Source organism: Pseudoduganella sp. LjRoot289 (genome assembly GCF_964252925.1).
Classification (GTDB): Bacteria; Pseudomonadota; Gammaproteobacteria; order Burkholderiales; family Burkholderiaceae_D; genus Rugamonas.
On the sequence record NZ_CAXUPN020000001.1, the window covers coordinates 2205436 to 2218083 of the forward strand.

The 12648-nt window shown below is 67.2% G+C and carries 10 protein-coding genes; 6 read left to right on the forward strand and 4 right to left on the reverse strand.

Annotated elements, in window-relative coordinates:
• Position 1 precedes the first annotated feature (1 nt).
• From ACSQ8Y_RS09410 to ACSQ8Y_RS09420, 3 genes are all read right to left on the reverse strand, one after another.
• Positions 2 to 2569 (reverse strand): cbb3-type cytochrome c oxidase subunit I, encoded by a 2568-nt coding sequence (locus ACSQ8Y_RS09410; RefSeq protein ID WP_436266185.1) that lies wholly within the window; start codon positions 2567 to 2569, stop codon positions 2 to 4.
• A complete protein-coding gene (locus ACSQ8Y_RS09415; protein ID WP_436266186.1) occupies positions 2566 to 3486 on the reverse strand; it encodes a cytochrome c oxidase subunit II in 921 nt (306 codons plus the stop codon). The genes ACSQ8Y_RS09410 and ACSQ8Y_RS09415 overlap by 4 nt, the downstream gene beginning before the upstream one ends.
• Before the next feature lie 203 nt (positions 3487 to 3689).
• Positions 3690 to 4064: a c-type cytochrome gene (locus ACSQ8Y_RS09420; protein ID WP_436266187.1), complete on the reverse strand. Its 375-nt coding sequence runs from the start codon at positions 4062 to 4064 to the stop codon at positions 3690 to 3692.
• Positions 4065 to 4145: 81 nt separating this feature from the next.
• Between ACSQ8Y_RS09420 and ACSQ8Y_RS09425 the strand changes: the two genes are divergently transcribed.
• Both ACSQ8Y_RS09425 and ACSQ8Y_RS09430 read left to right on the forward strand, forming a co-directional pair.
• Positions 4146 to 4997 carry a c-type cytochrome gene (locus ACSQ8Y_RS09425; protein WP_436266188.1) on the forward strand — a complete coding sequence of 284 codons (852 nt, stop codon included), beginning with the start codon at positions 4146 to 4148 and terminating at the stop codon, positions 4995 to 4997.
• 69 nt (positions 4998 to 5066) lie between these two features.
• Positions 5067 to 6152 (forward strand): AI-2E family transporter, encoded by a 1086-nt coding sequence (locus tag ACSQ8Y_RS09430; RefSeq protein WP_436266189.1) that lies wholly within the window; start codon positions 5067 to 5069, stop codon positions 6150 to 6152.
• Here the strand turns inward: ACSQ8Y_RS09430 and msbA are convergent.
• Positions 6149 to 7993 (reverse strand): lipid A export permease/ATP-binding protein MsbA, encoded by a 1845-nt coding sequence (gene msbA / locus ACSQ8Y_RS09435; protein WP_436266190.1) that lies wholly within the window; start codon positions 7991 to 7993, stop codon positions 6149 to 6151. The genes ACSQ8Y_RS09430 and msbA overlap by 4 nt on opposite strands.
• Positions 7994 to 8089: 96 nt before the next feature.
• On the opposite strand from msbA, the gene ACSQ8Y_RS09440 reads away from it, so the two are divergent.
• From ACSQ8Y_RS09440 to ACSQ8Y_RS09455, 4 genes are all read left to right on the forward strand, one after another.
• Positions 8090 to 8902: a crotonase/enoyl-CoA hydratase family protein gene (locus ACSQ8Y_RS09440; RefSeq protein WP_436266191.1), complete on the forward strand. Its 813-nt coding sequence runs from the start codon at positions 8090 to 8092 to the stop codon at positions 8900 to 8902.
• 111 nt (positions 8903 to 9013) lie between these two features.
• On the forward strand, positions 9014 to 10171 hold the full coding sequence (locus ACSQ8Y_RS09445; protein ID WP_436266192.1) for a choice-of-anchor J domain-containing protein: 1158 nt from the start codon (positions 9014 to 9016) through the stop codon (positions 10169 to 10171).
• Positions 10158 to 11621: a PA domain-containing protein gene (locus ACSQ8Y_RS09450; RefSeq protein WP_436266193.1), complete on the forward strand. Its 1464-nt coding sequence runs from the start codon at positions 10158 to 10160 to the stop codon at positions 11619 to 11621. Before ACSQ8Y_RS09445 ends, ACSQ8Y_RS09450 begins: the two co-directional genes overlap by 14 nt.
• 64 nt (positions 11622 to 11685) lie before the next feature.
• On the forward strand, positions 11686 to 12567 hold the full coding sequence (locus ACSQ8Y_RS09455) for a DMT family transporter (protein WP_436266194.1): 882 nt from the start codon (positions 11686 to 11688) through the stop codon (positions 12565 to 12567).
• Positions 12568 to 12648: the final 81 nt, after the last annotated feature.

Here is a 12648-nt window from a genome sequence, read left to right on the forward strand (position 1 = left end):
TTTAAGCGGCCATGGCGCACAGCAGCACCGCCGCTGCCAGCCCTTGCGCCGTGGTGTAATGCCAGATCAGCGCCGCGTTCTTCAACGTCGCCTGACTGGCCGCCGTCAAGTGCCCGCTCCAGGAACGGACGCACAGGTAGGGCGCCACCAGCGCCAGGAGCAGCACGTGCAAGCCCTGATAGGCTACGATTACCGCCACCGAGGCACTCCAGCCATCCCGCGCGGGCTGCAGCCGCACCAGCAACTGGCCGGCGAGGTCGCAGCCGAAAGATCCCAGCATGCAAAACAGGCTTGCCATGACGAGCAGGCGCAATCCACGTTGCGACGGGGTTTGTGAACCCGCTTGCGAACCTGTTTGTGCCAGATGGTGCGGCCTGCAGGCAAACCACATCGCGGCCGACCCGGCCAGCAGCAAACCACACGACAGCCAGGACCACATCGGCGCAGGCAAACTTGCGCCGGGCGGCGGACAGACCGCGAGCCGCATCGACAAGTGGATGTACGTGAAGGCGAAAGACGCAAAGATGCATGCGTCGACCACCAGCATGACGACACAGGCCCACCACGAGTGCCCAGCCCGGCCGCGCTCGCCGACCGGCAACAGAGCTTCATCGCCCCCATTATCCGCGCCGGCGGGCAAGGCCGCATCCGCCACCCGCGCCAGCGCCATGGCCGGCGGCCGGTCCGACTGCCACAGCCACGCGATGATGGCCGCCACCGCGACGACAGCGCACAACCAAGCAGCCAGCGTCCATTTGACCGTCAGCAGCAGGAAGAAGCCGGCTGTCCCGGCGGCGGCAAGGAGCGGCGACCAGCCGTCGCCCGGCAGTATCAGCAGGTAGAGCGGCTTGGCCCGCAGCGCGCTGGTATAGATGGTTTCGCGCCGGCCTGTGGCGGTCCCCGGCAGATAGTGAGCGCCCTGTTCAACCTCCTTGGCCAGGCCAGGCCGTTCCCAAAGCGGATAGAGCGAAGCCACCGACGGGATGCTGCGCATGCCGTAGTCGGCGTCCGGCAGCCATTCCATGGTCGGCGCATTCCATGGATTGCCCTTCGCTTGCCTGGGGCGGAGCAGCGTGCGCGCCATGTCCAGCGTAAACAGCAACACCCCGGCGGCGAACACGAATGCGCCGACGGTGGACGCCATGTTCAAGCCATTCCATCCCAGATCGGGCGCATAGGTATAGACGCGGCGCGGCATGCCCTGCAGGCCGGTGATGTGCATGGTGAAGAAGCCGAGGTTGAAGCCGGCAAACATCAGGGCGAAGATCCAGCGCGCCAGGCGTTCGGACATGGTGTGCCCGTTCACCAGCGGCAGCCAGTAGTAGATGGCGGCGAATACGGGGAACAGCATGCCGCCGACCAGGACGTAGTGCAGGTGGGCGACGACGAAATAGGTATCGTGCACCTGCCAGTCGAACGGCAGCACGGCGACCATCACCCCGGTCAGGCCGCCAAGCGAAAAGATGAACAGGAAGCCGAGCGTGAACAGCGCGGGCGCGTTCAGGCGCACCGTGCCGCTCGCCAGCGTGGCGATCCAGGCGAACACCTGCACCGACGCGGGCAGCGCAACCACCATGCTGGCGCCGGACACCAGGCTGGCCGACAGCAGCGTCAATCCGCTGGCGAACATGTGGTGTGCCCACAGGGCAAAGCTGACGACGCCGGTTGCTATCATCGACCAGATCACGGCGCGCCGTCCTGCCAGCGGCGTGCCCGCGATGGCGGGCAGCATGGTGGAGACCATGCCCGCGGCGGGCAGAAAAATAATGTAGACCTCGGGATGGCCGAAGAACCAGAACAGGTGCTGCCACAGCACCGGGTCGCCGCCGCGTTCAGCGATAAAGAACGGCCAGCCGTAGGCGCGTTCCAGTTCCAGCAGCGCGGTGCCCGCGATCACGGCCGGGAAGGCGAACACGATCATCACGCCGACCACCAGCATGGCCCAGGCGAAGACCGGCATCTTCGCCAATGTCATGCCCGGCGCGCGCGTGAACAGGATGCCGACGATCAGCTCTATCGCGCCAGCGATGGCGGAGATTTCGATGAAGCCTATGCCCAGCAGCCAGAAGTCCGCGCCGAGGCCGGGCGAGTAGGCTTTGCCGGTCAGCGGCGGATACATGAACCAGCCGCCGTCCGGAGCGAGGCCCGCGAACAGGGTGCAAAAGAAGGCCAGGCCGCCGATGGCGTAAGCCCAATAGGCATAGGCGGAAAGACGCGGAAACGGCAGGTCGCGTGCGCCCAGCATATTCGGCAGCAGGTAGACGGCAAAGGCCTCCACCACGGGGATGGCGAACAGGAACATCATCACCGTGCCGTGCATTGTGAACACCTGGTTGTAGGTGGCCGCGTCCAGCAGGGTATTGTCCGGGACGGCGAGCTGCAAGCGCATCAGCAAGCCGAGCACACCGGCCAGCACGAAAAACAGCAGTGCCGTGGCGAGGTAGAGGCGGCCGATGTTGGTGTTGTTGACAGTGCTCAGGAAGCGCCAGCCGCTGGGTGTGCGCCACGCTTTTTCAAGCTGTTCGAGCTCACCGGGCGGACGTGGCAGCGAATTGGGAAGCGTGCTCATTTCAGCTGCTCCAGGTAGGCTGCCAAGGCGAGCAGGCTGGTACCGTCAAGCCCGGTGGCCGAAGGCATGCGGGCGCCGGCCTTGTGCGCCTGTGGATCGGCGATCCAGGCGGCCAGCGCGCCGGGCTGGTTGCGCAGCGTGCCGGCGGCGAGGTACAGGCGGCTGCCGACGTGCGTCAAGTCGGGCCCCGCGCCGGCCAGCGTTTGCTGTGACACGCCGCGTATCGTGTGGCACACCGCACAATGCGCGGAAAACGCTTCCCGTCCGCGCGCAAGCACGCTCGCCGCCTCGGGCTTGCCCGCCCCTGGCCTGGCCGTATCGGCACCGTTGCCGGCCGCCGCGAACCACTGGCCGTCCGACGCACCGGATACCCCACGGACAGAGCCCTCGCCGGTCTGCGCCTGGGCAGACCTCTCTGTGGATTGCGCCGGGGCAGAGCCCGCGGCGGGCTGCGCCTGGCGGGCCAGCCATGCGGCGAACGCTTCCGGCCGCTCGGCGACGACGTGCAGCGCCATGCGGGCGTGCTGGGTCCCGCAGTATTCCGCGCACTGGCCGCGGTACACGCCCTCCTTCGTGGCGCGCACGCTCAGTCCCGTCATCCTGCCCGGTACCATGTCCACCTTGCCCGCCAACGCAGGCACCCAAAAACTGTGGATCACGTCCGAACTGGTGAGCGCGAGGTAGACCGGGCGCCCCAGCGGAAGGTGCAGCTCATTGGCCAGCACGACCTCGCCCGAGGCATCCTGGTAACGCACCTCCCACCACCACATCTTCGCCGTCACCGACACCACCAGCGCCCCGCGCGAGGACGGCATGCCTAACTGCGCGCTGCGCCAGACGTTGTACGCCATCAGCGCGGACAGCACGGATACGGGCAGCAGCAGGCCGCCACCCACGATCCACAGGCGTGGCCGCAATGCCTTGCCGGTATGCGCGCCTGCCGCGCCACCTGAGCGTTCTGGGCCTTCCGTGTTGTCCGCATCCCCCCGCCGCCGCAAGCTCAGCCCGAGCAGCAGCATGACGCCGCCGAATATCAGCGTTCCCCCGGCAATCAGCACCCATGCCATCTGCGCTATGACAGCGGCATCGGCGCCGGCCGGGGTGAGCACGGCGTCCATGGTCAGCGCAAGGTGTAGAGGTAGGCCGCCATGTCGCGCGCATCGCCGGGCGGCACGCCCATATAGGGCATCGTGGTGCCCGGTTTTAGAGAGGGCGGGTCGGCGATCCAGCGCTGCATCGCCTCCGGATAATTTGGAATATGGCCGGCAATATAGCTTGCGCGGCCTATCACATCCAATGCCGGTCCCCTGTTGCCTTGGGCGCCCGCGACGCCCGGAATGCGATGGCACTCGGCACACTGGTAACGCGCCAGCAGCACCCGGCCCAGTTCCGCCCGCCCGCCCGGTACCCGGACCGTGACCGGTCCGTCGTCGCCGCATGCTGCAAGCAGGGCGGCGACCAGAGGCATGGCGAAGGCTGTCCGTAGGGTGCGCACCGCGCGACTCCTGTCCTGGTGGGTGAATGGCTATAATACAAGAATGCCAATTGGGCCAATTTTCAATAGAACGCGGGGCATATGGGATCGAACCGGCGCCGTCTGATACTGCTCACCCTTGCGGCGGTCGCCGCCGGGGCGGCTGCGCTCGGGGCGCTGGCAGCGGTGGCGGTGCTGGAATGGGGCTGGTATGACGTGGCAGCCAACCGCCAGCACTTCCAGCCCGTGCACAGCGCGCTGGAGCAAGCCATGCACGCGTCGGTGCGCAAGCACGCAAGCGGGATCAAGGCGCCGGCGCTCGCCAGTCCGGAGCTGATCCGGCGCGGCGCGGCTATCTATCAGGCACACTGCGTGGCCTGTCACGGCGGACCGGGCGTGCCGCAAGAGGTTTTCGGCATGGGCATGCAGCCGGTGCCCGGTCCTCTGGTCGATGCCGCGCGCCGCTGGAAGGCCGCCGAGATGTACTGGATCGTCCGGCATGGGATCAAGATGAGCGGTATGCCGGCCTGGGAATACCATCTCGGCGACGCTGACATCTGGGCCACGGTCGCTTTCCTGGCCGAATTGCCGAAGCTGACGCCGCAAGCCTACTCGGCGCAGGTGGCCGCCGCCGGGCATGCCGCCGGGCCGAGCGCAAGCGCCCCGGCGCGGCCGCCCGACCAGCAGCGCGGCCGCGTGGCGCTGACGCAATACGCCTGCCAGGCCTGCCACATGATCCCCGGCGTCACCGGCTCGCGCGTCTACGTGGGGCCGCCGCTGGAAGGCGTCGCCAGCCGCGTTTTCATCGCCGGGCGCCTGCCCAACTCCGCCGACAGCATGGTCGCCTGGATACGCAACCCGCAACACACCGATCCGCGCACCGCCATGCCCATGCTCGGGGTATCGGAACAGGATGCGCACGATATCGCCGCCTATCTGCAGTCCTTGCACTAGGACCGCACCGACATCGCGGCAGCGGCGCAACGTGCGTCACGGCTTTACGAAATGCGCAATCATGTACGGATGAGCGACGATCAACTCCCGGCGGCCGACTCCAGCCAACGCGGCTTTCTGCACCGCGTCGTGCTGATGGACGGCATTGCCGCCATGTTCCTGCTGACGCTGGCCGCGCTGTGGTTCGCGGCGGATGCGCTGTTGCTGATCTTCGCCTGCATCCTGTTTTCCATCCTGCTGTGCGCCCTGACCCGCATCGCCCAGCGCCGCCTCGGCCTGTCCTCGCGCCGCGCCGCCTTGGCCCTGGTGCTGGCGCTGCTGGCCGCGCTGCTCGGTGCGGGCGCCTGGCTGATGGCGCCGCAGTTGTCCGATCAGGCCAGTCACCTGGCGCAAGTCGTGCCCACGTCGCTCGACCAGGTGCGCGAAGCGATCGCGCGCTACCCCAGGCTGCGTTCGCTGCTCAATGAATTGCCTTCCACCAAAGAGATCGGCCGCCAGATGGCCGCCATGGTGCCGAACGCGGGCCTGTTCTTTTCGGGCGTGCTCGGTGCGCTGGGCAACGCCGTCATCATCCTGGCGGTAGGCATCTACTTCGCCATCCGCCCGCGCCTCTACATCAACGGCATCATCACGCTGATACCGCCGTCGCGCCGCCCGCGCGCCCGCGAGGTGCTCGACGAAATCGGCACCACGCTGTCCAAATGGCTGGTGGGGAAAGCGTGTTCCATGCTCGCGGCGGGCGTCATGACGGCAGTCGGGCTATCCCTGCTCGGTGTGCCGCTCGCGCTGCTGCTGGGGATCATCGCGGGCCTGCTCGACTTCATCCCCTATGTGGGGCCGCTGATGGCCGGCGTGCCCGCCGTGCTGATCGCGTTCTCGGACAGCCCGGCGCAAGCGCTGTATGTGCTGCTGCTGTTCTGCGGCATCCAGCTGGTGCAAGGCTATCTGATGGAACCGCTGATAGACCAGCGCACGGTAGCCCTGCCGCCGGCGCTCACCATCACCATGCAGGTGACGTTCGGCGCCGTGTTCGGCATGGCGGGGGTGGCGCTGGCCACGCCGATGACGGCGGTGCTGATCGTGCTGGTGGTGATGCTCTACGTCCAGGACGTGCTGGGCGACGACGCGAAAACGCCGGCCCAGCTAAGGGATTAGCCCGGCACCGGTGCCTGTTTCTGCGTCTGGTACAGGCGGGCATAGTGGCTGCCCTTGGCCAGCAGCGCGTCGTGGCTGCCTGCTTCGGCGATGCGGCCGGACTCCATCACCACGATGCGGTCGGCCTTCTCGATGGTCGAGAGGCGGTGTGCGATGACGACCGTGGTGCGGCCCCGCATCAGCACTTCCAGCGCGGCCTGCACCTGGCGCTCGGACTCGGTGTCCAGCGCGCTGGTGGCCTCGTCCAGGATCAGGATGGGGGCGTTCTTGTACAGCGCGCGCGCGATCGCCATGCGCTGGCGCTGGCCGCCGGACAGGCGCGAACCGTTTTCGCCCACCTGCGTCGCATAGCCCTGCGGCTGTTTCATGATGAAGTCGTGCGCATAGGCCGCGCGCGCGGCCGCCTCGACGCGGGCCTGGTCCGGCGCCGGATCGCCGTAAGCGATATTGGACGCCAGCGTGTCATTGAACAGCACCACATCCTGGCTCACCAGCGCAATCTGCGAGCGCAGGTCGGCCAAGCGGTATTCGCGCAGGTCGTGTCCGTCGAGCAGGATCCTTCCGCTGCCGACGTCGTAGAAGCGCGGCAGCAGGCCCGCCAGCGTGGTCTTGCCGCTGCCCGAGCCGCCCACCAGCGCGACGGTCTCGCCGGCCGCGATGTCGAGCGACACGTCGCGCAGCGCGGGCGCCGCATCGGGGTCGGACGCGTTGTAATGGAAGCCTACCGATTGCAGCGAGATGGCGCCGCTGGCGTGTTTCAGCGGGCGCGTACCCTCGTCCACTTCGGCCGGCGCGTCGATCAGGCCGAACACGGACTTGGCCGCGGCCAGGCCGCGCTGCAACGGTTCGTTCAGCTTGGTCAGGTTCTTGATCGGCGACTGCATCGCCATCAGCGACACCATGAAGGCGACGAAGGCGCCCGGCGACAAGTGGCCGGCACGCGCGCGCAGCAGCGCAAAATAGATCACCGCCGACAGCGTAATGCCGACCAGCATCATGATCGCGCCCGAGTTCACCGCGGCGGTGGCCGCGTGCTTTACCGCCAGGTGGCGGTTGTGCTTGACCACGTTGTGGAAGCGGCGCTGCTCGTACTGCTCGCCGCCGAAGATCTTCACCACGCGCTGGCCGCCGATGCTCTCGTCGAGCACGCTGCTCAGCTCGCCCATCGCGGCTTGCGCGTCCTCGGCCAAGCGGCGCATGCGGCGTCCCGCCACCGTCACAACCACGGCCACCAGCGGCAGCAAGCCGAAGCAGAAAGTGGCCAGTTGCCAGTCGATGGTGATCAGCAAAATCAGGTAGCCGATGGTGGCGACGGAATCGCGCACGAAGACGTTGACCACGCTCAAGCCCGCTTGCGCCACTTGCGCCGCGTCGTAGGCCACGCGCGACAGCGTGGCGCCGGTCGAGGTCTTGTCGTAGTAGTTGTTGGGCAGGCGCAGCAGGCGTGCGAACATGCTCTCGCGCAAATTGGCCTGCACGCGGCTGGTCAGCCATGCCGCGCCATAGTCGCCGCAGAAAGTGCTGACCATGCGCAGCAGCGCCAGGGTCGTGATGACGAGGGGAATGCTCCACAGCGCCGCCTCGGCCGGATTGCCGGGCAGAATGGAATCCAGCCAGCTTTGCACCGCCACCATCATGCCGCCGGACGCACCCTGGATAGCCCCCAGCGGACCGGCCGCCGAAGCGGCGGGGCGCAAGGCATCCACCACGTTCTGCAATTGGCGGATCAGCATGACATCGGTGGCCGACGCCACGCCGACAGCGAACACCGTGGCGATCGCTGCGCCGAGGTAGGGACGGAACTGGGCGAGCAGGCGGAAATAGAGTTGGCGGCTTTGCACTAGAGCACTGTTTCTAATAACGGAAGCTGCATTGTAATCGCATAAAATGCCTTAGGCACCCCATAACCTTAGAACAATCCAACAAAAGAGACCACCATGAGCTACGAAACCCTGCAGGTTAGCCTCGAAGAGCACATCGCCGTGATCCGCCTGAACCGCCCGGACAAGGCCAACGCCATGAACCTGGCCATGTGGCACGAGATCCGCACCGCGTTCGAGTGGGCCGACAGCACGCCGGAAGCGCGCGTGGTGGTGCTGGAAGGCGAAGGCAAGCTGTTCACCTCCGGCATCGACCTGCAGATGATGATGGGGCTCGCGTCCTCGATCCGCCACGACTGCGACGGACGCACGCGCGAAAACCTGCGCCGCACCATCCTCGACCTGCAGGATTGCCTGAGCAGCCTGGAGCGCTGCCGCAAACCGGTGCTGGCCGCCATCCACGGCGCCTGCATCGGCGGCGGCATCGATTTGATCACCTGCGCCGACATGCGCTACTGCTCGGCCGATGCCTGGTTCAGCGTGAAGGAAATCGATATCGGCATGACGGCGGACGTCGGCACCTTGCAGCGGCTGCCCAGGCTGGTCGGCGACGGCATGGCGCGCGAACTGGCCTATACCGGGCGCAAGGTGGGCGCGGCCGAAGCGCGCGAGATGCGTTTGGTGAACCGTGTATTCGACACGGCCGAGGCGCTGAAGACGGGCGTGCGCGAAATCGCCGCAGGCATCGCAGCCAAGTCGCCGCTGGCGGTGCGCGGCACCAAGGAAATGATCACCTATGCGCGCGACCACTCGGTGGCGGACGGCCTGAACTATATCGCCACCTGGAACGCGGCCATGCTGATGTCGAACGACCTGCAGGCGGCCATGATGGCCAATATGACAAAGCAGGTAGCGAAATTCGACAACTAATCGCTTGATGCAGAACAAATATCAATATCTTAATATTGTCTTTCCTTACACTTGAATCGCGCGGGGCATATTGCGCTGCGCTGACTAGATCGGTGAAAAGGAGAGTGCATCATGAAAACTCGTTATGCCGTCGTGGCCATGGCAATGACGGCGGCAATCCTCGGCGTCACGCCCGCGCAGGCCGCCCCTCCCATCCTCAGTACAGGCTTCGACGACGTGGCAGCCTTGGGCGGATGGACCTTCATCAACCAGAGCGTGCCCGCCGGACTGAGCTGGTTCCAGGGCAACGGCGGCGTCTTCCCGGCGCAGGCAGGGGGCGTCAATGCCTACGTCGCAGCTAACTTCCTCAGCGTGGCCGGCGGCAGCGGCAGCATCGACAACTGGCTGATCACGCCGCAGTTCTCGCTGCCGGCCATGGCCACCCTCACCTTCTACACGCGCGGCACCGGCACGCCCGGCTTCAGCGACCAGCTGGAGGTGCGCTATTCGACCGGCGGCAGTGCGCTCGGCGATTTCAGCAATCTGCTGCTGACCGTAGGCGGCGCCAGCGCCTATCCGTCCAGCTGGACGCAATACAGCGTCAACGCCGATCCGGCCGCCGTGCGCTTCGCCTTCCGCTATACCGGCGCGGGCGACACTGCCGACTACATCGGCGTGGACAGCCTGGTCATCGCCGCCGTGCCGGAGCCATCGGCATGGCTGATGCTCGGCGGCGGCCTGGCCCTGCTGCTGTGGCAGGCACGGCGCGCGTGCTTGCGGGCAGGAAGCTCAGGCGGCCCCGGCACCCCAAGCGCGCCGGCCGGTGCCGGGGAGGCGCCGCCATTCGCGCCCGCGCGCGCAGCGCTACGGGCCGCATCGGCTGTGCGCCGCCCTTACCGGCAAAGCCTGTTCGCAGGACTGAGTTTGCTGCTTGCCGGCACGACCGCAATGGCCACAGCGCAGGACGGCATGATCATGGTGCGTGACACAGTGACCGGCGCCATGCGGCCCGCCACCCCGGCCGAGTTCGCCGCATTGCGGGCCCAGGAAGTGCGCGTGCCGCTGGCGGCGCCCCAGGTCAGCGTGCGGGCGGACGGCACGCGCCAGTCGCGCGTCAGCACGCGCGCCGTGTACTCGGTGGCCACGCGCGACGCGGAAGGCAAGCTCGTCACCTCCTGCGTCGAGGGCGCCGACGCTGCCACGGCTGCGGTCCAGCGCGACGGCTCCGCTGCCCCCGCCCAGTCCCGGTCCGGCCAACTACGCGAGGAGCACAGCCATGACGACCGCTAGCTTGCCCGCGCTGCGCCGCGCACTGGCCGCCGCAAGCGCCGCGCTGCCAGCAATCCTGACTCTCTGCGCCTGCCTTGGCGCGGCCACAGCCACGGCCGCCGTACCCGTTGTCGTCCTCAACGGCGACGCTGCAGGGGAAGGCTTCAACGATCCGACCCCGGCCGCGCCTGTCGGCGGCAACGCCGGCACCACGCTGGGAGAACAACGCCTGATCGCGTTCACCTATGCCGCCAATATCTGGGGCAGCCAGCTCACCAGCACGGTGCCGATCCGCATCCTCGCCCGTTTCGACCCGCTCCCCTGCACCGCCAGCAGCGGTGTACTCGGCTCCGCCGGGGCTTGGGACGTGTACGCAGACTTCCCCGGCGCGCTTAAGCCCAACACCTGGTATCCCGCCGCGCTGGCCAGCAAGCTGAGCGGTACGGACCAGTCGCCTGCCAGCGATCCGCACATCGGCGCCACCTTCAACTCCCGGCTGGGCCTGGCAGCGGACTGCCTGCCCGGCGCCGGCTTCTACCTGGGGCTGGACGGCAACTTCGGCAGCGGCACCGACCTGGTCACCGTGCTGCTGCACGAGATTGCGCACGGCCTCGGCTTCCAGACCTTCACCGACGAGGCCAACGGCGCCTATTACGCCGGCACGCCGTCGATTTGGGACCACTACCTGCTCGACAACCAGCTCGAGCGTTCCTGGGTGGAAATGACGCCGCCGCAGCGCGCCGCGTCGGCCATTAGCGGGAACGGGCTGTCCTGGAACGGTGCAACGGTGAACGCCTCCGTGCCCGGCGTACTCGGCCCGGTATCCAGGCTAGGCATTTCCGGCCCCGCAGCCGGCCCGGCGGCACACGACTACGAGGTCGGCGACGCTTCGTTCGGGCCGCCTCTGGCAAACCCGCCGCTCACCGGGCAGGTGCTGCCGGTGGTCGACCAGTCCAATGGCACCGGCCTGGCCTGCGCCCCGCTGTCGCCGCTCAACGCACTGGCCGTCAAGCACAACGTGGCGCTGGTGGACCGGGGTAGCTGCCCCTTCGTCCAGAAAGCGCTCAATGTGCAGAACGCCGGCGCCATCGCCATGATCGTTGTGGATAGCGTACCGGGACCTCTGACCGGGCTGGGCGGCGCGGATCCCGCCATCACTATTCCGGCCATCCGGGTCAGCCAGACCGACGGCAACGCCATCCGCGGCCAGTTGCTGCGGCGTTCGCGCACTCGGTCGGGCGTAATCGCCAGCCTGGGCGTGAACCCGATGAGACTGGCCGGCACGGATGCCGAGCGACGCATCCTGATGTATGCGCCGAACCCCGTGCAACCCGGCTCGTCCGTGTCACATTACAGCACCGACGCCAAGCCCAACCAGCTGATGGAACCCTTCCTCAGCGGCGACCTGTCGCACGACGTGGCGCCGCCGCGGGATCTGACCTTGCCGCTGCTGAAAGATATTGGTTGGTAAGCGGCGCCACAAATCCATAGGCAATCCCCGCGCCATGGGGTTTAATGGGCATCCCTGAACTCCCATGGCCGCGATGTCCCGCACCAGCGCCCTGCTCAAACTTCATCTCGCCGCATTGTTGTTCGGCAGCACCGCGCTGTTCGGCCACGTCTTGACGGCCAGCCCGACCATGATCGTGCTGGGACGGACAGTGTTCGCCGTGCTGGCGCTGGGCCTGTTTTCGGCTGTCAGCAGGCGTGTTCCCTGGCAGGGACTGGCCGCGCGCGACATGGTTAAGCTGATGACGGGGGGCGTCGTGCTGGCGCTGCACTGGGTGACCTTCTTCATGGCGGTGCGCAGCGGCGGCGTGGCGTTGGCCACGCTGGGCTTCGCCTCCTTTCCCGTGTTCGTGGCGCTGCTGGAAGTGGCCATTCTCGGTGAACGGCTGCGCGGCAAGGACGTGGCGATCCTGGTGCTGGTATTGGCCGGGCTGACGCTGATTACGCCCGCCTTCGATCCGCGCAACGGCGCCACGGCCGGGCTGCTGTGGGGGATCTTGTCAGGTGCGATCTACGCCTGCATCGCCGTGTTCAACCGCTACCTGTCCAGCGCCGCCAGCGCGGCCCAGTCCTGCTGGTGGCAATGCCTCGCTGCCGCCTGCGTGCTGGCGCCCTTCGGCTGGCGCGAGGCGCTCACGCTGGATGGCAGGGAATGGCTGCTGCTGGCCTGCCTGGGCGCGGTCTGCACCGGCTTGGCCTACACAATGCTGATCCACGCGCTGGAACAGGTGAAGGCGCAGACCGTCGCGATCGTCATCTGCATGGAGCCCGTGTACGCGATCATGCTGGCTTGGCTGGTATTCGGCGCCGCGCCGAGCGCCACTGTGCTGCTGGGCGGGACGATGGTTATAGCCGCCGTGCTGGTATCCAGCTTGGTGCGGCCGAAAAAGCCAGCCGAAGGCGGATAGTTAATCTGGATAAGATCCGGCCACTCCTCCGTCCGGTCCCGCCCCATAGCGGACACAACGAAGTCATAATATGCCAAAAGT

Bases quoted from the DNA above. Each gene is read 5' to 3' on its own strand.
- ACSQ8Y_RS09410 (WP_436266185.1), bottom strand. From the start codon at position 2,569: ATGAGCACGCTTCCCAATTCGCTGCCACGTCCGCCCGGTGAGCTCGAA.
- ACSQ8Y_RS09425 (WP_436266188.1), top strand. From the start codon at position 4,146: ATGGGATCGAACCGGCGCCGTCTGATACTGCTCACCCTTGCGGCGGTC.
- ACSQ8Y_RS09455 (WP_436266194.1), top strand. From the start codon at position 11,686: ATGGCCGCGATGTCCCGCACCAGCGCCCTGCTCAAACTTCATCTCGCC.
- ACSQ8Y_RS09430 (WP_436266189.1), top strand. From the start codon at position 5,067: ATGAGCGACGATCAACTCCCGGCGGCCGACTCCAGCCAACGCGGCTTT.
- ACSQ8Y_RS09445 (WP_436266192.1), top strand. From the start codon at position 9,014: ATGAAAACTCGTTATGCCGTCGTGGCCATGGCAATGACGGCGGCAATC.
- ACSQ8Y_RS09450 (WP_436266193.1), top strand. From the start codon at position 10,158: ATGACGACCGCTAGCTTGCCCGCGCTGCGCCGCGCACTGGCCGCCGCA.
- ACSQ8Y_RS09440 (WP_436266191.1), top strand. From the start codon at position 8,090: ATGAGCTACGAAACCCTGCAGGTTAGCCTCGAAGAGCACATCGCCGTG.